This is a genomic window from Streptomyces sp. NPDC048278 (assembly GCF_040652195.1).
In the GTDB taxonomy this organism is placed as follows: domain Bacteria; phylum Actinomycetota; class Actinomycetes; order Streptomycetales; family Streptomycetaceae; genus Streptomyces.
Genome location: NZ_JBEZLP010000003.1, coordinates 348,316 through 370,758 on the forward strand (window position 1 = coordinate 348,316; position 22,443 = coordinate 370,758).

Annotated in this window: 19 protein-coding genes; 11 read left to right on the forward strand and 8 right to left on the reverse strand. The window is 71.4% G+C overall.

Going from position 1 to position 22,443, the window contains the following annotated elements:
* Positions 1–55: 55 nt before the first annotated feature.
* The 4 genes from AB0D74_RS07770 to ybaK all read left to right on the forward strand — a co-directional run bounded on the left by AB0D74_RS07770 (position 56) and on the right by ybaK (position 4,167).
* A complete protein-coding gene (locus AB0D74_RS07770) occupies positions 56–1,633 on the forward strand; it encodes an oxidoreductase (protein WP_362581608.1) in 1,578 nt (525 codons plus the stop codon).
* Positions 1,634–1,825: 192 nt separating this feature from the next.
* Entirely contained in the window at positions 1,826–2,890 is a 1,065-nt protein-coding gene (locus AB0D74_RS07775; protein ID WP_362581610.1) for a hypothetical protein, read from the forward strand.
* An 11-nt stretch (positions 2,891–2,901) separates the two neighbouring features.
* Entirely contained in the window at positions 2,902–3,642 is a 741-nt protein-coding gene (locus AB0D74_RS07780) for an LON peptidase substrate-binding domain-containing protein (protein ID WP_362581612.1), read from the forward strand.
* 15 nt (positions 3,643–3,657) lie between these two features.
* Entirely contained in the window at positions 3,658–4,167 is a 510-nt protein-coding gene (ybaK, locus tag AB0D74_RS07785) for a Cys-tRNA(Pro) deacylase (protein WP_362581614.1), read from the forward strand.
* 246 nt (positions 4,168–4,413) lie between these two features.
* Here the strand turns inward: ybaK and AB0D74_RS07790 are convergent, their stop codons facing one another.
* The 4 genes from AB0D74_RS07790 to AB0D74_RS07805 all read right to left on the reverse strand — a co-directional run bounded on the left by AB0D74_RS07790 (position 4,414) and on the right by AB0D74_RS07805 (position 8,461).
* Positions 4,414–5,088: an AAA family ATPase gene (locus AB0D74_RS07790; RefSeq protein ID WP_362581616.1), complete on the reverse strand. Its 675-nt coding sequence runs from the start codon at positions 5,086–5,088 to the stop codon at positions 4,414–4,416.
* 34 nt (positions 5,089–5,122) lie between these two features.
* Positions 5,123–5,950 carry an ABC transporter permease gene (locus AB0D74_RS07795; RefSeq protein WP_362581618.1) on the reverse strand — a complete coding sequence of 276 codons (828 nt, stop codon included), beginning with the start codon at positions 5,948–5,950 and terminating at the stop codon, positions 5,123–5,125.
* A gap of 112 nt (positions 5,951–6,062) precedes the next feature.
* Entirely contained in the window at positions 6,063–7,037 is a 975-nt protein-coding gene (locus tag AB0D74_RS07800; RefSeq protein ID WP_362581620.1) for an ABC transporter ATP-binding protein, read from the reverse strand.
* Between the two features lie 188 nt (positions 7,038–7,225).
* Positions 7,226–8,461 carry an NYN domain-containing protein gene (locus tag AB0D74_RS07805; RefSeq protein WP_362581622.1) on the reverse strand — a complete coding sequence of 412 codons (1,236 nt, stop codon included), beginning with the start codon at positions 8,459–8,461 and terminating at the stop codon, positions 7,226–7,228.
* Positions 8,462–8,681: 220 nt separating this feature from the next.
* Between AB0D74_RS07805 and AB0D74_RS07810 the strand changes: the two genes are divergently transcribed.
* On the forward strand, positions 8,682–8,861 hold the full coding sequence (locus tag AB0D74_RS07810) for a hypothetical protein (RefSeq protein ID WP_362581624.1): 180 nt from the start codon (positions 8,682–8,684) through the stop codon (positions 8,859–8,861).
* 127 nt (positions 8,862–8,988) lie between these two features.
* Here the strand turns inward: AB0D74_RS07810 and dnaE are convergent, their stop codons facing one another.
* Positions 8,989–12,528, reverse strand: coding sequence for a DNA polymerase III subunit alpha (dnaE, locus tag AB0D74_RS07815; protein ID WP_362581626.1), 3,540 nt, complete (start codon positions 12,526–12,528; stop codon positions 8,989–8,991).
* Positions 12,529–12,804: 276 nt separating this feature from the next.
* On the opposite strand from dnaE, the gene AB0D74_RS07820 reads away from it, so the two are divergent.
* The 5 genes from AB0D74_RS07820 to AB0D74_RS07840 all read left to right on the forward strand — a co-directional run bounded on the left by AB0D74_RS07820 (position 12,805) and on the right by AB0D74_RS07840 (position 18,049).
* Positions 12,805–14,154, forward strand: a complete 1,350-nt coding sequence (locus tag AB0D74_RS07820; RefSeq protein WP_362581628.1) for a DUF2252 domain-containing protein — start codon at positions 12,805–12,807, stop codon at positions 14,152–14,154.
* 67 nt (positions 14,155–14,221) lie between these two features.
* The gene (locus AB0D74_RS07825; RefSeq protein WP_362581630.1) at positions 14,222–14,914 is read left to right on the forward strand and encodes a hypothetical protein; all 693 of its coding nucleotides are present in this window, start codon (positions 14,222–14,224) and stop codon (positions 14,912–14,914) included.
* Between the two features lie 83 nt (positions 14,915–14,997).
* Positions 14,998–15,807, forward strand: coding sequence for a thioredoxin domain-containing protein (locus AB0D74_RS07830; RefSeq protein ID WP_362581632.1), 810 nt, complete (start codon positions 14,998–15,000; stop codon positions 15,805–15,807).
* A 107-nt stretch (positions 15,808–15,914) separates the two neighbouring features.
* Positions 15,915–17,576, forward strand: coding sequence for an alkaline phosphatase D family protein (locus AB0D74_RS07835; RefSeq protein ID WP_362581634.1), 1,662 nt, complete (start codon positions 15,915–15,917; stop codon positions 17,574–17,576).
* A 122-nt stretch (positions 17,577–17,698) separates the two neighbouring features.
* Positions 17,699–18,049 carry a hypothetical protein gene (locus AB0D74_RS07840; protein WP_362581636.1) on the forward strand — a complete coding sequence of 117 codons (351 nt, stop codon included), beginning with the start codon at positions 17,699–17,701 and terminating at the stop codon, positions 18,047–18,049.
* Positions 18,050–18,139: 90 nt separating this feature from the next.
* Here AB0D74_RS07840 and AB0D74_RS07845 read toward each other — a convergent pair whose 3' ends face one another.
* Positions 18,140–18,709 carry a dienelactone hydrolase family protein gene (locus AB0D74_RS07845; RefSeq protein ID WP_362581638.1) on the reverse strand — a complete coding sequence of 190 codons (570 nt, stop codon included), beginning with the start codon at positions 18,707–18,709 and terminating at the stop codon, positions 18,140–18,142.
* Positions 18,710–18,810: 101 nt separating this feature from the next.
* Between AB0D74_RS07845 and AB0D74_RS07850 the strand changes: the two genes are divergently transcribed.
* Positions 18,811–19,923 carry a mechanosensitive ion channel domain-containing protein gene (locus AB0D74_RS07850; RefSeq protein ID WP_362581943.1) on the forward strand — a complete coding sequence of 371 codons (1,113 nt, stop codon included), beginning with the start codon at positions 18,811–18,813 and terminating at the stop codon, positions 19,921–19,923.
* 8 nt (positions 19,924–19,931) lie between these two features.
* Here AB0D74_RS07850 and AB0D74_RS07855 read toward each other — a convergent pair whose 3' ends face one another.
* Both AB0D74_RS07855 and AB0D74_RS07860 read right to left on the reverse strand, forming a co-directional pair.
* Positions 19,932–20,672, reverse strand: coding sequence for an SDR family oxidoreductase (locus tag AB0D74_RS07855; RefSeq protein WP_362581640.1), 741 nt, complete (start codon positions 20,670–20,672; stop codon positions 19,932–19,934).
* Between the two features lie 172 nt (positions 20,673–20,844).
* Positions 20,845–22,431: a Na+/H+ antiporter gene (locus tag AB0D74_RS07860; protein WP_362581641.1), complete on the reverse strand. Its 1,587-nt coding sequence runs from the start codon at positions 22,429–22,431 to the stop codon at positions 20,845–20,847.
* Between the last annotated feature and the right edge of the window lie 12 nt (positions 22,432–22,443).

Consider the following 22,443-nt stretch of genomic DNA (forward strand, 5'->3'; position numbering starts at 1 on the left):
ATCACCGGTTGTACCGAAACATGACTCGCGAGTAGCTGAGGAAGAAGGAAGAGCCGTGACCCTGGGGGACGGCGTCCGGGACGGGGACCTGCCGGACGATCTGACCGCGGCCGAGGCCGGTATGTGGCAGGCGTTCCGCAACGGCAGCGTGTACGACCTGAGCAGCGGCGACCCGCGCGTGGACGATCCGCACGGCGGCCATCCGTGGGGACCCGAGCGGACCGTGCGCGCGCGGATCGTGTGCTGGCTGCTGCTCGACGGGCCGCCCGCGCTCGCCGGCCGGGTGGCCTCGCTGAAGCTGGTCGGTGTCCGGATCACCGGCCCCCTGGACCTGGCGGGCGGCACGGTCACGCCGTACCTGGAGCTGCGCGGCTGCCGGTTCGACGACGAGATCCTGCTGCCGGAGGCGCACTTCACCACCGCGCGGTTCGTGGACTGCACGGCACCCCGCCTGGAGGCCGCCCGCCTGCACACGGAGGGTGACCTGCATCTGCCGCGCTGCCGCTTCCTCGGCGGGGTCCGGCTCACCGACGCGCACATCGGCACCGACCTGCTGCTGAACCAGGCGGTGGTCTACCGGGACCGCAGCGGGCGGTCGATCGCGGCGGACGGCATGACCGTCGGCCAGGACCTGCAGGCGGAGCTCCTGGAGACGCACGGGGAGCTGAGCCTGCGCAGCGCCAAGGTGGGCGTGTCGCTGAGCCTGCGCGGGGCGCGGCTGCGCAACCCCGACGGGCGGTTCGCGCTGAACGCGCCCCAGCTGACCGTCGGCCGGACCCTGTACCTGACCCCCGCCGGGGTGGGCGGCCCCTGGCAGAGCGGGACGACCCCGGCGCGCGGGACGCGGATCCAGCGGTTCGAGTGCCAGGGCGGGATCCGGCTGGACGACGGGCGGTTCGGGGACGCGGTGGACCTGGAGCGGGCGCGGCTGGCCTTCACGGACGACCAGGAGCTGTCCTTGCGCCGGGTGCAGGCGCCGGAGCTGCGGTTCCTCGGGGAGGAGCCGCAGCGCGGACGGGTCGTGCTGTCCGGTGCCCGGGTAGCCAACCTGGTCGACCAGGCGACCAGCTGGCCGGGTCCCGGACGGCTGCACATGGGCGGCTTCGGCTACGAGAACCTGGTGCCGCAGGGCCCGTTCCCGCTGACCCGGCGGCTGGACTGGGTGGCGGCGGCGACCGCCGAGTACAACCCGGAGCCGTACGAGCGCCTGGCGACCGTGCTGCGCGCCGCCGGCGAGGACGAGGACGCGCGCGAGGTGCTGCTCGCCAAGCAGCGGCGGCGCCGCGAGACGCTGCCGCCGGCCGCCAAGCTCTGGGGGTACGCGCAGGACCTGACGGTGGCCTACGGCTACCGGCCGGGCCGGGCGGCGGTGTGGATGGCGGTGCTGTGGGCGGCGGGCACGCTCGCGTTCGCGCACGCCCCGCACCCGCCGATGAACTCGGGCGGCCACCCGGCCTGGGACCCGGCGCTGTTCGTCCTGGACCTGCTGCTGCCGGTGATCGACCTGGGCCAGGTGGGCCAGTGGCGGCTCACCGGCGGCTGGCAGTGGGCGGCGGCGGTGATGATCCTGCTGGGCTGGATCCTGGCGACGACGGTGGCGGCGGGGGCGACGAGGCTGCTGCGGCGGGGGTGACGAGGGCTGCCACCGGGGCAGCGGCGGCGGGCCGGGCGGTGCCTTGCCGTGGCGTGGCGTGGCGTGGCGTGGCACTGACAGGTACCGAACAGGTGAGCAACAGTCACCTTTTACCTTCCCTTGACCGACGGCCGTACAACTTTCGTGGAGTTGGCCATACCGTCTGGCGCTGCCCCGACCTGCGGACTTTCAATGGTCAACGCCATGGCTTCGCTGCGCGCGCTCTTCCGTTCCACACGGAGGGCAACGAACGCTGCGCCTCTCGCCGCCGGACCGCTCCCGGCCGACGACGAGGCGTTCCTCGACGCGCCCGACGAACGCCTCGCCCCCGCGCTGGTCGCGGCAGGCCGGGGCGAGTACCAGGCGGCGGCCACGCTGCTGGCCGGCACCCGGGCCGCGGCCGAGTGGGAGGAACGCGACCGGTACGTGCACCGGCTCGCCCTGTTCGCGCGCTCCCGCGCCGAGTGGCTCGGCCAGTGGGCCGCCGCCGCCCCGCACGACCCGGACCTGCTGCTGGTCCAGGCCCAGCTCGCGGTGGTGCACGCCTGGGACTCCCCCGCCCGCGCGGAACTGCTGCGACCGCTCAGCCCGCTGATCACGGCGGCGGCGCGCGGCGACGACCGGGACCCGGTGCCGTGGCGGATCGCGCTCGACCACGCCCGCGGGACGAACGCCGGCCACAAGTACTTCGAGGAGCTGTGGGAGGCGGCGGTCCGCCGCGCCCCGCACCACTACGGCTGCCATGTGGCGGCGCTGCGCTACCTGGGCACCTACTGGCACGGCTCGCACCACGAGTGCTTCGACTTCGCCGACCTGGCGGCGCAGGACGCTCCGGCCGACTCCCTCGTCCAGGCCCTGCCGGCCCGCGCCGCCTTCGCCTACCTCACCGACGGCTGCGGCCCCGAGGTGCAGCGGGCCCGCCTGGACGCGGCGGCCGACCGGGCGATCGCCCTGTCCGCGCGGTTCCCGGCGGCCGACACCTGGCCGGCCGAGATCCGCAACAATCTGATGTACCTGCTGGTCCGCCTGGAACGCTGGGAGGCCGCCCGGGCCCAGCTGCGGCTGATCGGGCCGCACGTCACGTCCTTCCCCTGGGACCGGCTCTCCGAGGACCCGCTGGGCCATTTCGCAGGCCTGCGCGCCCATCTGCTGGCCGGTACGGAACCGCTCCCCGAGGCCGTACTGATCCCCTCGCCGAGGGCCGCGGGGCGCCCACGGGCCGAGCACGGCGGACATGTTCCCGCCGATGACCACTAGGCTGTGGCGCCGTGACCACCGTCCGTCTCCCCCTCTTCCCGCTGAACTCGGTGCTGTTCCCGGGGCTGGTGCTGCCGCTGAACGTCTTCGAGGAGCGCTATCGCGCCATGATGCGCGACCTGCTGAAGACGCCCGAGGAAGAACCGCGCCGGTTCGCCGTCGTGGCGATCCGCGACGGCCTCGAGGTGGCGCCGAGCGCGCCGGGCATGCCCGACCCGACGGCGCAGCCCGACCGGGGCCCGGCGGCCGGCTTCGGGCCCGACCCCCTCAAGTCCTTCCACCGGGTGGGCTGTGTGGCGGACGCGGCGACGATCCGGGAGCGGGCGAACGGCACGTTCGAGGTGCTGGCCACCGGGACGAACCGGGTGCGGCTGGTCTCCGTCGACGCGTCGGGCCCGTTCCTGACGGCGGAGCTGGAGGAGCTGACGGAGGAGCAGGGCGACGAGGCCGGCGCGCTGGCCGAGGGCGTCCTGCGGGCCTTCCGCCAGTACCAGAAGCGTCTGGCCGGCGCGCGTGAACGCTCGCTCTCCACGGGCGTCGACCTTCCCGACGAACCGTCCGTCGTCTCGTACCTGGTCGCCGCCGCGATGATGCACGACACCCCCACCAAGCAACGCCTGCTCCAGGCCCCCGACACGGCGTCCCGCCTGCGCGACGAGCTGAAACTCCTTCGCTCCGAGACGGCGATCATCCGTAACCTGCCGTCACTGCCCGCGGCGGAGCTGACGCGGTCGCCGACGAGCCTGAACTGAGCCGGGGTCTCCTGAATGCCGAAGAAACCGAAGAAGCAGCAGCAGTCCGGCGCCGGTGGCACCCCGGCGACGGTGGCCCTGACCACGGCGGGCGTGGACTTCACGGTCCACGCCTACGACCACGACCCCGCCCACCCGTCCTACGGCGAGGAGGCGGCGGAGGCGATGGGCGTGTCCCCCGACCGTGTCTTCAAGACCCTGGTCGCGGACATCGACGGCGCGCTGACGGTCGCGGTCGTGCCGGTGGCCGGCAGCCTGGACCTCAAGGCCCTGGCCACGGCGGTCGGCGGCAAGCGCGCGGCGATGGCGGACCCGGCCCTGGCCGAGCGCACGACGGGCTACGTCCGCGGCGGCATCTCCCCGCTGGGCCAGCGCAAGAAGCTCCCCACGGTCCTGGACGCCTCGGCCTCCGCCCACCCCACCATCTGCGTCTCGGCGGGCCGCCGGGGCCTGGAGGTGGAACTCGCGCCGACCGCCCTCGCGACCCTCACGGACGCGACCCTGGCCCCGATCGGCCGTGCGTGACCTCTCGACGAGGCCTCCGTACTGGGTTAAGTACAGAGGACATGTCGAAGAAGACACGGAAAAGAAAGTGGCGCCTGAAGAAGGCCCGCTCGAACCACGGTCGCCGCCCGGCATAGACGGTCGGGGGGCGCCGGACACTCCACCACCCACCACCCCCGCAGAGTCCCCTCACGGGATCTCCGACGCCCCCTGACGACGCATCGCCCCTGACGACACACCGGGCAGGGGCGGCGGGGGCGTGGAAGGTCAGGCCGGTGGGGTGGGGTACGGGCCGTCCTCGTACGGTGGCTCCGGGTCGCGGGGGCCGAACAGTGCCGTCAGGCCCAGGTGCACGACCAGCGCCGACAACGGCCACGCCAGCAACGCCCCCTTCGCCCCGAGCTTCAGCGGCGCGGAGAACGTCACCCCCTTGCCCACGGCCTTCGCATGGGCTATCACGTCCTGCTCCGGCCCCATCCACACCCCGAGCCGCCACGCCAGCACCGACGCCAGCAGCCCCCCGACCCCCAGCGCCACCACCAACGGCACACCCCCACGCCGCCGCCACACGAACGCCACGACCGCGCTCACGACCCCGAACGCGAGCGCCAGCAGCGTGAACGTCCCGTCCACCCCGGCGGCCTGCTCCCCCTCGCTGTCCTTGAGGTAGACCGCCCAGCTCTTCCCGGACTGGTCCCCCACCAGCGGCACGTGCGGCGCCAGCCACAGCCACAGGAACCCGAGCAGCACCCCGCTCACCGCCACCGCGACGGCGATCACCGCGGCCTCCCGCAGTTCGGTCTTCATCCCGGGACCGTCCTGTCCGTACGCTGCGTACTGTCCGTACTCCCCCGCGGCCTCCCCGGCAGGCGGCGGAGGCTGCCAGGCCTGGTGCGGGGACTGGTCGTGCGGCGGCGGAGGCGGCGTCAACGGTGCGGTCACGATGCCATCGTGCCAGTTCGGCCTGTGGGGCGCGTCACCGGACGGCGGCCCTGCGGTACGCCCACGTGGCGACGGCCAGCGAGACGACCCCCACCCCGGCGCAGACACCCAGGTCAGCGAGGACGACGGCCCAGTCCGGCCGCGCCCCGAACGTCCGGGCGTAGGCCTCGACGCCGTACGTCGAAGGCAGCAGATCGCGCGCGAACCGGATGATCCCGGGCATCCGGTCCGGCGGCAGCACGCCGAGCAGCAGCGCCGCCGACATGCCCAGCTGGCCGAGCAGGGTGGCGAGTTCGGGGCGCGGCGCGAGCAGTCCGCAGGCCGCCCCCAGCCCGGCCAGGGCCGCCCCGGCGAGCGGGATCACCGCGACGAGGATCCACAGGTTCCCGAGCGGCAGCCCGAACAGCACGCAGCCGAAGACGGCCGTGACCAGCGTCCCCGGCACGGTGAAGGAGGCGTACGCCGCGGCAGCCCCGAGCACCACCGAGGCGGGCGGCACGGGCAGCGTGGCGTAGTGGTCGAGCCCGCCGCTCGCCCGCAGCTGCCCGAAGTACTGCGCGAGCAGGTTCAGCGCCACGTAGGCGACCACGACCACCGACGAACCCGCCACCACGGACTGGGCCTCGCCCCGCGAGTCCACCACCCCGCGCATCATGATCATGATGCCGACGGACTGGAAGGTCGCGACGAACAGCAGCGGGATCCGTGCCACCCGGGCCCGGGACAGCTGCGCGCGGTAGACGGCCACCAGCGACGGCCACAGCCGCGCCCGCGGGCCCAGCTCGGCCGCCGGGCCGTCCGGCGCCGTCTCCTCCACGGCCAGGGCACCGCCCGGCAGAACCTCAGCGGGTACGACACTCACGTCGCGCTGCTCCCTTTCCCTGCGGCACCTGCGGCCCGTACCGCCGCCGCGTCTCTCCGTACGCGCCCGGCCGCCGTCCTGTTCACCCTCGGGTTCACGTTCACGTTCACGGTCACGCCTTCACCAGCCCCTGCCGTGCGGCGCCGCCCAGCGCCAGGTAGACGTCCTCCAGGCTCGGCGTGGCGAGGGTGAAGTCGTCGAGGGCGGCGAAGGCGGCCCCGCCGGTCACCGTGGCGACGACGGCACGTGCCTCCTCGGGCACGAGCCGCAGTGTCCAGCGCCGGCCGGACTCGACGGCGCGCTCGCGCAGGACAGCCACCTCGGGCACGTCCAGCGGTGCCCGCTCCCGCCACACCAGCTCGACCCGTACCTCGCCGGCGACCCGTTCCTTGAGCCCCGCGGGGGTGTCGCAGGCGATGACCCGCCCCTGGTCGAGGACGGCGACCCGGTCGAGGACCGTCTCGGCCTCGATGACGTTGTGGGTGACCAGCACCACGGTGGCGCCCCGCTCGGCCCGCCGCCGGTCCACGGCGGCCCACACGGCCCGCCGGGCCACGGGGTCCATCCCGGTCGTCGGCTCGTCGAGCACCAGCAGCGACCGCTCCCCGACCAGCGCGGCGGCGAAGCAGGCGAGCCGCCGCTGGCCGCCGGAGAGCTTCTTGAGCGCCCGCCCGGCGATCGGCGTCAGGCCCAGCTCGTCGAGGACGGCGTCGCGCTCGCTCCGCGCCTGCCGTACGTCCAGACCGCGCAGCCGCCCGGTGGTCTCGGCCGCGAGGGAGACGGTCAGCTCGTCGAGGGCGCTGGACTCCTGCCCCAGGTAGGCGAGGATCCGCGCGGCCCGCTCCGGGTGCCGCACGATGTCGTGCCCGAGGATCTCGACACTGCCCGCGTCGGGCCGCAGCAGCCCGGTGAGCTGCCGTACGAGTGTCGACTTGCCGGCGCCGTTCGGCCCGAGCAGCCCGAAGATCTCCCCGCGCCGGACGTCGAGCTCCACCCCGTCGGTGGCCCGCACCTCGGGCACGCCGGGAGCGCCACGCCGTCCTTTGACCGCGGCGTAGGTCTTGGTCAGCCCACGCACGGCACACACGACATCACCCTGCCGCCGAAGTGCCCGACCCACGCCCGTACTCACAAGGGACGAGCCTACGGGGTCGGGCCCGTTTACTCGCCTTTGGGGCGCCTCGCTTCCCGACTCCGTGAGAGGAGCGCCCCTGAAAGGGGCGCGGGGAACTGCGCGAACAACCCCCACCGGCCCGCAGCCGAAGTCACCCTCCGTCACTCCGCGGACGCATGCTCCCCGGCCCCCGCCGGCACATCGAACTCCCTCCAGAACCCCGCCCGAATGGCGTACCGGTCATGCTCGTCGATCTGGTCGTCCTTGTGCGCCAGCAGCCCGAACCGCGCCGCGTACCGCAACAGCTCCCCGTCGATCCGGTGCGGAATCCGCGGATACATCCCCGACAGCTTCTGCAGATGCGCGGGGTCCCCGAGCCGGGACATCCACCGCTTGGCGAACACCTGCCCGACCTCGTACGGGTCCCCGCCGACGGTCGTGATGTCCTCCTCCCGGTCGGCCCACCGCTGCTCCGCGGTGGTCAGCTGCGCCAGCGTCGGCATGGAGGCCGCCTCCGCCGGTTCCGCCGCGACGCCCGGCCGGTCCACCCACCCCTTGTCGGAGGACCACCGCAGCGTGGCCGTGGTCGCCGCCTGCTGGACCGGCTGCGGCACCGGCTGCGCGCCCGGCGCCCGCAGCGCGGCGAGGTCCTTGGGCGTGGGCACCCCCTTCGGCGCGGGCACCCGCTCCGGCGCCCCGTTCTCCACGATGCTCGCGGCAGGCGCCCGGTCCACGTCCTCGGTACCCGGCTCGGGGGCCGCCGCCAGCGACGGCTCGGGCAGCGGCGCCGAGAGGATCGCGGCGATCTCCGGCCGCGGCACCGGCGGCGGCGCACAGACCGCGGTCAGCTCCTTGGCCCGTACCGCCTGGGTGATCCACGCCCGGTCCAGCACCCGCCGCTCGTCGGCCTCGGCGACCAGGTCCTCGGACTGGTTGTAGTCCCCGTCGGCGGCCTGCACGGCCCACAGGTGTACGGCGACCCCGTGCTCCTTCGCGGCCATCATGCCCGGCAGCAGGTCCCCGTCGCCGGTCACCAGGACGACGTCGGAGCAGGCCCTGTTCCTGGCCAGCTCGGTCAGTTCGGCGTGCATGGCCGCGTCCACGCCCTTCTGCGCCCAGCGCCCGTCGCTGCGGGTCAGCGCGCCGAGCCGGACGGTCACCCGGGGCATCACGCGCAGCCGGCGGTGTTCCGGCTGGGGGACGCGGTCGGGGGCGCCGTCGAACCAGTAGATGCGCAGCAGCGGACGCTCGGTGTCGGACTCCGCGCGGTCGCGCAGCGCCTGGATCAGCGCGGCGTGGTCGACGGTGATGCGGGATCGGGAGGGCTCACCGGCGAGGAGACTGGCGGCGGCACCCAGCAGATACCCGGCGTCCACCAGGACGATGCAGCGGTCCACGCGACTCACCCTCTTTCCGGGAGGTTTGCTTTCGGGGCTTCCTTCGAGTCTGCCCGACCACGCGGGGGTTAACGGCCCGAACTCGATCTTCGGCGTGGCGTTTCGGGACCTCGCTCTCCGACAAGCCCTGTCACACACGGTAATTATCCGAAATGCGTCCGTTGTCAGCCTATGTGAATCTGAATTCGGCCCCTAGATCCCCCACAGGAGGCAGATCACCATGGCCAAGAACAAGAACCGCAAGGGTGGCTCCCAGAACCGCACCTCGCAGAGCGAGCAGACCCACGAGCAGCACGGGCAGCGTACGTCGAGCGAGTCCCAGGACTCGCCGGTGTCGCACATCCAGGGCAGCCCGGCCGACGTGGCGCGCAAGAAGCAGAAGAGCTTCGGCCACAACTGAGCGGACTGACCAGGTCCCCACGGGCTGTTGAAGCCCGGGCACACAGGAGGGGCGCACCCGTCGCGGGTGCGCCCCTTCTGCACGTGCAGGACCGGTCTGCACGTGCAGACCGGTCGGGAGCCGGGGTCTATCCGGCCAGGCAGGACGGGCCGAGCAGCACCTTGAGGTCGCCGAACAGCGCCGGGTCCGGCTTCACCCGGTGCCGGTCCAGGCGCAGCACGGTCGTCTTGGTCGGGCCCTGGAGCTTGATCCGGACCTCGCTGTCGCCCTTGTGGTGACTGAGGATCTCGCCGAGCCGGCTGACCATGGGCGGGGTGACCCGGGTGGCCGGGATGGTGAGGATCACGGGCGCGTTGGTGCCCGCGTTGGAGAGGTCCGGGACCGCCAGTTCCATGGCGACCAGCCGGGGCACGTCCTCGCGCTTGTCGAGGCGGCCCTTGACGAACACGACCGCGTCCTCGACGAGTTGGGTCGAGATCAGCTGGTAGGTCGCCGGGAAGAACATGCACTCGATGGAGCCCGCGAGGTCCTCCACGGTGGCGATCGCCCAGGCGTTGCCCTGTTTGGTCATCTTGCGCTGGAGGCCGGAGATGATGCCGCCGATGGTGACGACCGCGCCGTCGGCGTGCTCGCCGCCGGTGAGCTGGGCGATACCGGCGTCGGCCTTGTCGGAGAGCACGTGCTCCAGGCCGAAGAGCGGGTGGTCGGAGACGTACAGACCGAGCATCTCCCGCTCCTGGGCGAGCAGGTAGGTCTTCTCCCACTCGTCGGTGGTGAACTCGACGTCCAGTCCGAAGCCGGGCTCGCTGTTGTCCTCCTCGCCCATCCCGCCGAAGAGGTCGAACTGGCCCTCGGCCTCCTTGCGCTTGACCGCGACCACGTTGTCGATCATCGGTTCGTACTGCGCGGTGAGGCCCTTGCGGGTGTGCCCCATGGTGTCGAAGGCGCCGGCCTTGATCAGCGACTCCGTGGTGCGCTTGTTGCAGGCGACCGCCTCGACCTTGTCGAGGTAGTCGGGGAAGGACGCGTACTTGCCCTTGGCCTTGCGGCTCCTGATGATCGACTCGACCACGTTGGTACCGACGTTGCGGACGGCCTCCAGGCCGAACAGGATCACGTCGTCGCCCTGCGCCGCGAAGTTGTGCACCGACTCGTTGACGTTCGGCGGGAGCACCTTGATGCCCATGCGGCGGCATTCGTTGAGGTAGACGGCCGACTTGTCCTTGTCGTCCTTGACCGAGGTGAGCAGTCCGGCCATGTACTCGGCGGGGTGGTTCGCCTTCAGGTAGGCGGTCCAGTAGGAGACCAGACCGTACGCGGCGGAGTGCGCCTTGTTGAAGGCGTAGCCGGCGAAGGGGACCAGCACGTCCCACAGGGCCTGGATCGCCTCGTCGCTGTAGCCCTTGTCGCGGGCGCCCTTCTGGAAGAGGACGAAGTTCTTGGCCAGTTCGTCGGGCTTCTTCTTGCCCATCACGCGGCGCAGGATGTCGGCCTCGCCGAGCGAGTACCCGGCGATGATCTGGGCGGCCTTCTGGACCTGCTCCTGGTAGACGATCAGGCCGTAGGTGACGGCCAGGACCTCTTCCAGGGGCTCCTCCAGCTCCTTGTGGATCGGGGTGATCTCCTGGAGCTTGTTCTTGCGCAGCGCGTAGTTGGTGTGCGAGTCCATGCCCATCGGGCCGGGACGGTAGAGCGCGGAGACGGCGGAGATGTCTTCGAAGTTGTCGGGCTTCATCAGGCGCAGCAGGGAGCGCATGGGTCCGCCGTCGAACTGGAAGACGCCCAGGGTGTCGCCGCGCTGGAGGAGTTCGAAGGTCTTCGGGTCGTCGAGCGGCAGGGCCAGCAGGTCGAGGTCGATGCCCTTGTTGGACTTCACCATCTTGACGGCGTCGTCCATGATCGTCAGGTTGCGCAGGCCGAGGAAGTCCATCTTCAGCAGGCCGAGCGACTCGCACTGCGGGTAGTCCCACTGCGTGATGGTCACGCCGTCGGTGTGCCGCACCCAGATCGGGGCGTGGTCGACGATGGGCTCGCTGGACATGATCACGCCGGCCGCGTGCACGCCCATCTGCCGGACCAGGCCCTCGACGCCCTTCGCGGTGTCGATGACCTTCTTGACGTCCGGCTCGTTCTCGTACATCCCGCGGATCTCGCCGGCCTCGTTGTACCGGGGGTGCGAGGGGTTGGTGATGCCGTCGAGGTCGATGCCCTTGCCGAGGACGTCGGCGGGCATGGCCTTGGTGAGGCGGTCGCCCATCGCGTACGGGTAGCCAAGGACGCGCGCGGAGTCCTTGATGGCGTTCTTGGCCTTGATCTTGCCGTAGGTGCCGATCATGGCGACCTTGTCGGCGCCGTACTTCTCGGTCACGTACCTGATCACCTCGACGCGCCGACGCTCGTCGAAGTCGATGTCGACGTCGGGCATGGAGACGCGCTCGGGGTTGAGGAACCGCTCGAAGATCAGGCCGTGCGGGATCGGGTCGAGGTCGGTGATGCCCATGGCGTAGGCGACGATCGAGCCGGCCGCGGAGCCTCGGCCGGGGCCGACCGCGATGCCGTTGTTCTTGGCCCACATGATGAAGTCGGCGACGACGAGGAAGTAGCCCGGGAACCCCATCTGGATGATGACGTCCAGCTCGTACTCGACCTGCTTCTGGCGGTCGTCCGGAATGCCGCCGGGGAAGCGGCGCTCCATGCCCCGGCGGACCTCCTCCTTGAACCAGGTGACCTCGGTGAAGCCGTCGGGGATGTCGAACTTCGGCATGAGGTTCTTGGCCTCGAACATGCCGGTGGTGTCGACCATCTCGGCGACCAGGAGGGTGTTGGCGCAGCCCTCCTGCCAGGCGTCCGAGGAGTCGACGGCGTACATCTCGTCCGTGGACTTCAGGTAGTAGCCGGTGCCGTCGAACTTGAAGCGGTCCGGGTCGGAGAGGTTCTTGCCGGTCTGGATGCACAGCAGGGCGTCGTGGGCGGTCGCCTCGTGCGCGTAGGTGTAGTGCGAGTCGTTCGTCACCAGCGGCGGGATGCCGAGCTTCTTGCCGATCTCCAGGAGGCCGTCGCGGACCCGGTGCTCGATCTCGATGCCGTGGTCCATCAGCTCCAGGAAGTAGCGGTCCTTGCCGAAGATGTCCTGGTACTCGGCGGCGGCCTTCAGGGCCTCGTCGTACTGGCCGAGGCGCAGCCGGGTCTGGAGCTCGCCGGAGGGGCAGCCGGTGGAGGCCACGATCCCCTCGGACCACTGGGAGATCGTCTCCTTGTCCATCCGGGGCCACTTCTGCAGCCAGCCCTCGGCGTAGGCGTCCGAGGAGAGCCGGAAGAGGTTGTGCAGGCCGGTGCTGTTCACGGCCCACATCGTCTTGTGGGTGTAACCGCCGGAACCGGAGACGTCGTCCCGCTTCTGGTGCGGCTGGCCCCACTGGATCTTGCGCTTGTTGCGCCGGGACTCGGGGGCGACGTACGCCTCGATCCCGATGATCGGGGTGACCCCGGACTTCTTCGCCGTATGGAAGAAGTCGTACGCCCCGTGCAGGTTGCCGTGGTCGGACATGGCGATATGGGTCATGCCCATCTCGTTGCAGGCGTTGAACATGTCCTTGAGCCGCGCGGCACCGTCCAGCAGCGAGTACTGGGTGTGGACGTGCAGGTGCGTGAAGGGCGGCTTTGACACGGTTTCGGCCTCCGAAATCAAGCAGGTGCGGCGCGAAGCGCCTCGTTGAGGGGCGGTGGTCGGGCGACGGGTGGGCAGGCGTCGACGATCTTCCGACCGGCTGCGGACAGTCTGGTGGGACAGCGGAATCCTATGCCTCGGCACTGACACCCGGCGGGCTGCCCCGCGTACCTTCGTGCCGAGAAAGCGGGCACTCCCGGGGACCGTCGCACGTTGGTCCGGGCGAGAGATCCGCGCCACATGTCAGGCACCACACGCACCAGGAGGCACCCAGCGATGTCGGACCCCCAGCTCAACGGCGAGCAGCGCGGCGAGGAGATCCTCGCCGTATTCGACACCGCCTTCGGCGAGCTCCTGGCCGCCGACCCGGCCGCGTTCCGCGTGAAGTTCCGGAAGATGGCGGCCTCGGCCTTCGCCTTCTACCGGGGCACGGCCGCGCTCTTCTACCACGACCTGGACGCGGAGCACGCCGGTCTCGGCGGCGGGCGGATATACACGGGCCCGTACCTGGACGAGCGCACCTCGCGCGTGTGGATCCACGGCGACCTGCACGCGGAGAACTTCGGCACCTACATGGACTCCAACGGCCGCCTGGTCTTCAACGTCAACGACTTCGACGAGGCCTACGTCGGCCCGTTCACCTGGGACCTGAAGCGCTTCGCCGCCTCCATCGCGCTGATCGGGTACGCGAAGGCGCTCAGCGACGAGCAGATCACCGAGCTGGTCGAGGTGTACGCGGACGCGTACCGCGAGCGGATCCACGCGCTGGCGACGGGCGCGAAGAGCGACGAGGTGCCGCCGTTCACCCTGGACAGCGCCGAGGGCCCGCTGCTCGGCGCGCTGCGCGCGGCCCGCTCGCTGACCCGCTTCGAGCTGCTGGACTCGATGACGGAGATCCGCGACTACGAGCGCCGCTTCGCCTCCGGCGGCGGCTCCATCGAGCTGGACGCGGCCACCCGCTACAAGGTCCTGGCCGCCTTCGACGGCTACCTGGAGACGCTCCCCGAGTCGTCCCTGTCCCGGCCGGACTCCTACCGCGTCAAGGACGTCGTGGGCCGCCGCGGGATCGGCATCGGCTCGGCAGGCCTGCCGTCGTACAACATCCTCCTGGAGGGCGCCACGGACGCCCTGGAGAACGACGTGGTGATCTACATCAAGCAGGCCCAGACCCCGGCGGTCTCCCGGCACGTCACGGACCCGGCGATCCGGGACTACTTCCGGCACGAGGGCCACCGCACGGTGATCTCGCAGCGCGCCCTGCAGGCGCACGCCGACCCGTGGCTGGGCTGGACCGAGCTGGACGGCGCGGGCCAGCTGGTCGCCGAGGTCTCGCCGTACGCGGTGGACCTGGACTGGAGCGACATCGACGACCCGGAGGAGATCGCGGCGGTGGTCGCGGACCTCGGCCGGGCCACGGCGTCCATGCACTCGGCGGCCGACGACACCTCCGGCGAGTCCCTGGTGCCGTTCTCCACCGAGCGGGCCATCGACGCGGCGATCGCGGCCGACGAGGACGGTTTCGCGGGCCTGCTCGCCGACTTCGCGCACAGCTACGGCGCACGCGCGCGTGCCGACCACCAGATCTTCGTCGACCTCTTCCGCAACGGCCGCATTCCAGGGCTGTAACCTTCGCCGATTCTCAGGGCCCTTTTAGGGGTCCCCTACATGAGTACGTGACAGACTCTCCACCGCTATGGACATATCCGGGACCCAGCTCAGAGCCGTGCGCGCGGCGCTGTTCACGGCCTTCGTCGTGACACTCAGCACCGCGTCGCACGTGCTGCTGTCCCGGGCCCCGCTGCCGTTCACGACGGTGGCCGCGGTCGCCGCCGGCGTGTTCTGCACGGCGTACGCGCTGGCGGGCCGCGAGCGCGGCTTCGGCCGGATCGCGGCCCTGCTGATCCCGCTGGAGCTGGCCGCCGACACGATCTTCACCACCGGCCAGCACGCCTGTTACGGCCGGGCGGGCGGCCCCATCGCCGGTCCGCTGCGCGCGGTCGGCTTCGACGTGCTCTGCCACGGCGGCACGGTCGGCACCCCGCTGGCCCGGATGGCCGACGGCTCCCGTGCCGCGGCGGCCCTCACGGACGCCGACCCGACCGCCGCGTGGCTGCTGCTCGCCGCGCACGTCGGTGTCGGCCTGCTCGCCGCCGCGTGGCTGCGCCGCGGCGAGCGCGCCCTGACCCAGCTGCTGCGCGCCGTCGCCGCCACCACCTTCCGCCCGCTGCTCCTCGCCGCCGCCGCGGGCACGGTCCGGCCGGCTCCGGTACGACGGCTGCCGCGCCCGGCGCCGCGCCCGGCCGCCGTCCGCGACCTGCTCCTCGCGCACTCCCTGGGACGACGCGGACCGCCGTGCTCCGGGGCGCTCGCCCTGCCCTTCGCCTGAGCGCCCCGCCCGCCCGAGCACGACGAGTCCCCCACACGTATCCCGCGTACACCATGTGCGCGTCCCCTATGGAGATCACCAACATGAGCAAGCGGAACAGCGCAGCTGCCAAGAACGCGGCCCGGGAGCGACTGCGCGCCGAGCGCGAGAAGCAGGCCAAGCGCGCCAAGGTCAGGCGCCAGCTCATCGTGGCCTGCTCGGTCGTGGCCGTGCTGGCCGCGGCGGGCGGCATAGGCTACGCCGTCGTCCAGGCCAACAAGCCCAGCCACTGGGAGGCCGTGAAGGACGAGAAGGTCGTCGCCCCGGCCAACACCACGGGCACCGACGGCACCACCGTCATCATCGGCAAGTCCACGGCCAAGAAGACCCTCAAGGTCTACGAGGACCCGCGCTGCCCGGTGTGCGCCCAGTTCGAGCAGACCGTCGGTGCCACCTTCAAGAAGGACATCGACGACGGCGAGTTCAAGTTCCAGTACGTCGGCGCCACGTTCATCGACAACAAGGACAACGGTGAGGGCTCCAAGAACGCACTGAGCGCGCTGGGCGCGGCACTGAACGTCAGCGACCAGGCCTTCCTCGACTACAAGACCGCGCTGTACTCGACGAAGTGGCACCCGGACGAGACGACCGACAAGTTCAAGGACGACAGCTACCTCATCAAGGTCGCCCAGACCGTGCCGGCGCTGAAGGACAACACGAAGTTCCAGGACGCCGTCAAGAAGGGCACCTACGACGCCTGGGCGATGGCCATGTCGAAGCAGTTCGACGACAACAAGGACGGCGTGACCGGCACGCCCGGCTTCGTCATGGACGGCAAGCAGCTCAACGGCGGCTCCCCGCTCCTGACGGTGGCGGACTTCAACAGTGTGGTGGGCGCGGCCCTCAAGGCCTGACCCGAGGACCGGCCGCGAGCCTCGGCCGCCGACCACGAGAAGAAGAGCGGGCGAACTTTCACCTGTTCGCCCGCTCCTTTTCATACCGGTCAGTAACCTGATCCCTCGTGACCAGTCGATTCAGAGCCGACGACGGCTCCAACTCGCTTACGCCCCGCCGCCGTACGGTCGTCAAGGCCGCGGCGGCGACCGCTGTCCTGGCTGCGCCGCTGGCCGCCGCGCTGCCGGCCCGGGCCGCCTCGGACGCGCCCGCCTTCCTGCACGGCGTCGCCTCCGGCGACCCGCTCCCCGACGGCATCCTGCTGTGGACCCGGGTGACGCCGGCCGCCGACGCGACGCCGGGCTCCGGGATCGGCCCGGACACCCAGGTCAGCTGGGTCGTCGCCACCGACAAGGCGCTGACGAACGTGGTCTCCAAGGGCTCCACGACCGCGACCGCCGCCTCCGACCACACCGTCAAGGCGGACATCCGCGGCCTGGCCCCGGCCACCGACTACTGGTTCCGCTTCTCGGCCGGCGCCACGGACTCGCCGGTGGCGCGCACCCGCACCGCGCCGGCGGCGGACGCCACCGTCGCGGGCCTGCGCTTCGGCGTCGTCTCCTGCGCCAACTGGGAGGCCGGATACTTCGCCTCCTACCGGCACCTGGCCGCCCGGAGCGACCTCGACGCCTGGCTGCACCTCGGCGACTACATCTACGAGTACGGCACCGGCGAGTACGGCACCCGCGACACCGTGGTCCGGGAGCACGCGCCCACCCACGAGATCATCACGCTCGCCGACTACCGCATACGGCACGGCAAGTACAAGACCGACACCGACCTGCAGGCCCTGCACGCCAAGGCTCCGGTCATCGCGATCTGGGACGACCACGAGTTCGCCAACGACTCCTGGTCCGGCGGTGCCGAGAACCACACCGAGGGCACCGAAGGCACCTGGACGGCCCGTCAGGCCGCCGCCAAGCAGGCCTACTTCGAGTGGATGCCGGTCCGCCCGGCCATCGCCGGCACCACCTACCGCCGGCTGCGCTTCGGCAAGCTCGCCGACCTCTCCCTGCTCGACCTGCGCTCCTTCCGCTCCCAGCAGGTGTCCACGGGCAGCGGCTCGGTCGACGACCCGGACCGCACCATCACCGGCCGCGCCCAGCTCGACTGGCTCAAGGCCGGCCTGAAGGCCTCCGACACCACCTGGCGGCTGGTCGGCAACTCGGTGATGATCTCGCCGTTCGCCATCGGCTCGCTCTCCGCCGACCTGTTCAAGCCGCTCGCCAAGCTGCTCGGCCTGCCCCAGGACGGCCTCGCCCTCAACACCGACCAGTGGGACGGCTACACCGACGACCGCCGCGAGCTGCTGGCCCACCTGCGCTCCAACGCCATCGGCAACACGGTGTTCCTCACCGGCGACATCCACATGGCCTGGGCCAACGACGTGCCGGTCGACGCCGGGACCTACCCGCTGTCCGCCTCCGCCGCCACCGAGTTCGTGGTCACCTCGGTGACCTCCGACAACCTGGACGACATCCTCAAGGTCTCCCCCGGCGTCGTCTCCGCCGTCGCCGCGCCGGTCATCCAGCTGGCCAACCGGCACGTGCACTGGGTCGACACCGACCGGCACGGCTACGGCGTCCTGGACATCACGGCCGCGCGGGCGCAGATGGACTACTACGTCCTCTCCGACAAGACGAAGGCCGACGCCACCTCGTCCTGGGAGCGGTCGTACCGCACCCGCACGGGCACGCAGAAGGTGGAGCGGACGTACGACCCGGTGTAGCTCCGCCGGGAGGCCACCCGCGAATAAATAGATCGCCCGTTCGGAACCCCGTTGGTAGCGTGATCAAGTTGACGGGCCGTCACACCGATGGTCCGTCAGAAACCGATCACGATTGGAGACAAATGGCCACCCCCCAGCGTGCCATGAAGAAGTCCGCCGTACTGATAGCCACCATGGCCCTCGCCGGTCTCGCGACCGTCGCTCAGGCGCAGGAGGCATCGGCGGCACCGGCATACGTCAACCTGACCGTGCTGGACACCCACGGGGCTCCCGTCTACTCCCAGCCCACTTCCTCGTCGACCCGGTACCGCGTAGACGCGTTCAAGACGGTCGAGCGGATCCAGTGCTCGACCACCAAGACCCCGTCGGGCGAACGGTGGTTCCGGATCTACGACTCCCAGCCGACGGCCTGGGTGTGGTCCGGGCACTTCGCGTCGCTGGTGAACCCGCCCAAGGAGTGCTTCCCCGGCTGAGCGGGACCTCCAGCACACCGCAACGACGGTAGACACGCCTGACGTACCGGCCCCGGTCGCGGCTTCATGCGAACAGGCAGCCGAGGCCGGTCACAGCGTGTCGAGGAAGCCGAGCGCCACCCGCCAGGTGGCCTCGGCGGCCTCCGCGTCGTAGTCCGGCAGGCCCGGGTCGGTGTAGAGGTGACCGGCCCCCGGGTACCGGTAGATCTCCACGTCGGCGCCGGCCCGGCCCATCTGCAGGTACCAGGCGCTCAGCCAGTCGTCCGTCTCGAAGGCGTCCGGCTCGGCCACGTGCAGCTGCACCGGCAGCTCGTCCACCGAGGCGCTGGGCGCGATGTCCGAGGTGCCGTGCAGGAGCAGCAGCCCCCGCGCCCGCTCGTCGCCGAGGGCCAGCGTCTGCGCGATCGAGGCGCCCAGCGAGAACCCCGCGTACACCAGCCCGCGCTCCGAGTACGGCGCCGCCGCCAGCACGGCCCGCTTCAGCAGCTCGTCCTTGCCGATCGACTCGTTGAACTCCATGCCCTCCTCGACCGTGTCGAACGTGCGCCCCTCGAACAGGTCCGGCGTCCACACCTCGTGCCCGGCGGCACGCAGCCGGTCCGCGGCCTCGCGCACCGCGGGCCTGAGGCCGTAGGTCGAGTGAAAGAGCATGATGTTCATGAACCCATGGTGCCAGCCTGCCGGGTGACGCCTGTCACCCCCTTCTCGTCGAACGGCATGTTCAGGACCCCGCGGAAGCGGTTACGTTCGGTTCCATGGAGATGGAGAACGTACTCCGCCCGCTGATCGTGGTCGGCGGCGCCGTCGTCCTCACCCTGCTGATCGGCTGGGCGACCGACCTGCTGCTGCGCAAGGCCGACACACGGCACAGCGAGACACCCCTGTGGGGCCTGCTGCGCCGTGGTCGCATCCCCTACCAGCTGGTGCTGTGCGCGGCCCTGCTCAGAGGCTCCTACGACCAGGCCCAGCTGATCCGGGAGCACCGGATCGCCGTCGGCCAGGTCCTGACCCTGATGCTGATCGGGTCGGCAGCCTGGCTGGTGGTGCGGATCACGGCGGCCGTCGTGGAGTCGACCTACGACCGCTACGCCCGGGTCCACCACGACGCGGCCCGGGTCCGCCGGGTGCGCACCCAGGTGTCGCTGATCATGCGGGTGGTGACGGCGGTCGTCGGCGTGGTGGCCGTGGCGGCGATGCTGCTGACCTTCCCGGCGATGCGCGCGGCCGGTGCCTCGCTGCTGGCCTCCGCCGGCATCCTCGGCATCGTCGCCGGTGTGGCCGCCCAGTCCACCCTGGCGAACATGTTCGCCGGTCTGCAGATCGCCTTCGGCGACATGGTGCGCCTCGGCGACACGGTCGTGGTCGACGGCGAGTGGGGCACGGTCGAGGAGATCACCCTGACCTTTCTGACGGTACGGACCTGGGACGAGCGCCGGATCACCATGCCGGTGTCGTACTTCACCTCCAAACCCTTCGAGAACTGGTCGCGGGGCACCCCGCAGATGACCGGGATCGTCTACTGGCACGTCGACCACTCGGCACCGATCGAGGCCATGCGGGAGAGGCTCCAGGACATCCTGCGCGAGTGCCCGGCCTGGGACGGGCGGGCCTACGGCCTGGTGGTCACCGACTCCACGCCCAACACCATCCAGGTACGGGCGCTGGTGACCGCCAAGGACGCGGACGACATCTGGACGGTCCGGGTGACCGTCCGCGAGCAGATGATCACCTGGCTGAACGCGGAGCACCCCTACGCCCTGCCCCGGGTGAACACGGCCGACGCGGTCCTGCCGCCCGGCGGGATCATCCCCTCCCAGGACGGGGCGGCGGCGGGCCGGCGCCTGCACGAGCCGCCCCGCACCGGCCGCGGCTGAGCCCCCGTTCAGTGGCCGCGTTCGGCGCCGCCGTTGACCTGGACGATCTGCGAGGTGACGTGCCCGGCGGCCGGGGAGGCCAGCCAGTGCAGGGTGGCGGCGACGTCACCGGGCGTGCCGGCCCGCCCCGTCGAGGTCTCGGCGACGAGGCGCTCCCGCCGGGCCTCCGCCACCGGGCCGCCGAAGAACTCGGTGTCCTCGACGTATCCGGGCGCGACCACGTTCACGGTGACCCCGCGGGGGCCGAGCTCGCGGGCCAGGTCGTGGGCGTAGGGGTGCAGGGCGGCCTTGGACGCGGCGTAGGAGCCGCTCCCCGAGCCCCGGAAGGCCGCGATGGAGCTGAGGAACAGCACTCGACCGCCGGGGTCGGCGAGCCGGTCCTTCAGCGCCTCCGTGAGCAGCACGGCGGTCAGCGTGTTCTGCCGGAAGTTGCCGGTCCAGGCCCGGGCGGCGGCGTCCAGCGGGTCACCGGCCGCCGCGTCCGGCGCGAGCGCCGCGTTCCCCCCGGCGCTGTGGATCAGCACGTCCACGGTCCCGAACTCCTCCGCGACGAACCGCGCGACTCCGCGCACCTGCTCGGGTTCGGCCAGATCGGCGGCGTACACCTCCGCCCCCGGCACTCCCGCCCTCATCAGCACCTCTCTGCGCCGCCCGAGCAGCAGCACACGGTCCCCCTCGCCGGCGAACACCCGCGCCGCGGCGAGCCCGATCCCGGTTCCTCCACCACTGATCACAATGTTCCGAGCCATGATCCGAGACTACGAGGGCGAAGCCGACAGCGCCTGCGACTGTCCACAGCCGCCATGTACTTGTATTACCGGTCGCGGCAGAGCGCCCCGTGAGGGGCGCGGGGAACTGCGCGACCAGCCACGACGGCGCCGCAGCCGACCGACGGCACATCACGGCACCCCCAGCGGAGCGTCACCGCAGGCTACGCACGTCCAAGTGCCGCAGCACCCGGTCCACGATCTCCGGATCCGCCCCCGGCTCGCTGCGCGCCGCCAGCACCTCGTGCCGCGCCGCGCTCAGCATCTCCTGCTGGATCCGCCGCAGCCGCTTCAGCCGCCGCACCCGCTTGTCGTGGCCCTCCCGCCGCTCGTCCTCCACCACGTCGGGACTGATCCGGAACCCGATCTCGAAGGCCCGCCGCAGCATCTGCTCCGTCACGTCCTCGGGCAGGTCCTCGACCTGCTCGATCTCCTTCAGGCGCCGCCGTGCCGCCTTCGCCGCCCGTACCGCCAGCTCCTTCTCGATCTCCTTCTCGCGGTCGGTGTCGGCCCGTACCCCGAGCCGTTTCACCAGCCACGGCAGGGTCAGCCCCTGGAGGACCAGCGTCGCCATGATCACGCCGAAGGCGATGAAGACGATCTCGTCGCGGTCCGGGAAGGGGGATCCGTCGTCGGTCGTCAGGGGGATGGCCAGGGCCAGCGCCACCGACGCCACCCCGCGCATCCCGGACCACCACATCACGACGGTCTCCCGCCAGCTGGTCGGGATCTCCTCGTCGTAGTCCCGCCGGGCGTGCAGCCGTTTGGTCAGCCAGGTGGCGGGCAGCAGCCAGACCAGCCGCACCACGACCACCACGCCCACGATCGCGGCGGCCCAGCCGAGCAGCTCGCCCCAGCGGCCGGACGCCGTGCGGATCGCGTTGTGCAGCTCCAGGCCGATCAGCCCGAACGCGACGCCGGTGACCAGCGTGTCGACGATGTCCCAGAAGGTGTATCCGGCGAGCCGGGTCATGACGTCGTCGGCGTCGGTGGCGTACTCGGCGATGAACAGGGCGGTGGTGAGCACGGCGAGGACGCCGGAGCCGTGCAGCTCCTCGGCGATGACGTAGGAGGCGTACGGGACGATCAGGGTCAGGCCGATCTGGAGGGTCGCGTCGCCGAGGATGTCCATCAGCTTGTTCGCGCCCCAGCCCAGCACCAGGCCCACGGCGACCGCGACCACGGCGGACAGCAGGAAGTCCAGCCCGGCCCGCCAGGGCGAGAACGCGCCGCTGACGACGGCCGCGATGGCCACGTGGTAGAGCACGATGGCCGTGACGTCGTTGAAGAGGCCCTCGCCCTCCAGGATCGACACCAGCCGGCGCGGCAGCCCGAGCTGTCCGGCGACGGCGGTCGCCGCGACCGGGTCGGGCGGGGCGACCAGCGCACCCAGCGCGATCGCGGCGGCGATCGGCAGCCCGGGCACGATCGCGTTGGCGACGACGGCCACGCACAGCGTGGTGACGAAGACCAGGGCGACGGCGAGCAGGAAGATCGGTCTGACGTTGGCCGCGAACTGCCGCCAGGAGGTCCGCCGGACGGCCGCGTAGAGCAGCGGCGGCAGCAGGCCGGGCAGGATCAGCTCGGGCGGGATCTTCACGTTCGGCACGAAGTCGGCGACCGCGAGGACGATCCCGAACAACGTCATCAGCACGGGCGCCGGCAGTCCGAACCGGTCCCCCACCGGAACACTCACCAGGGCCCCGAGCAGCAGCACGAACAACAGGGCCAACTGATCCACGGCCAGCGCTCC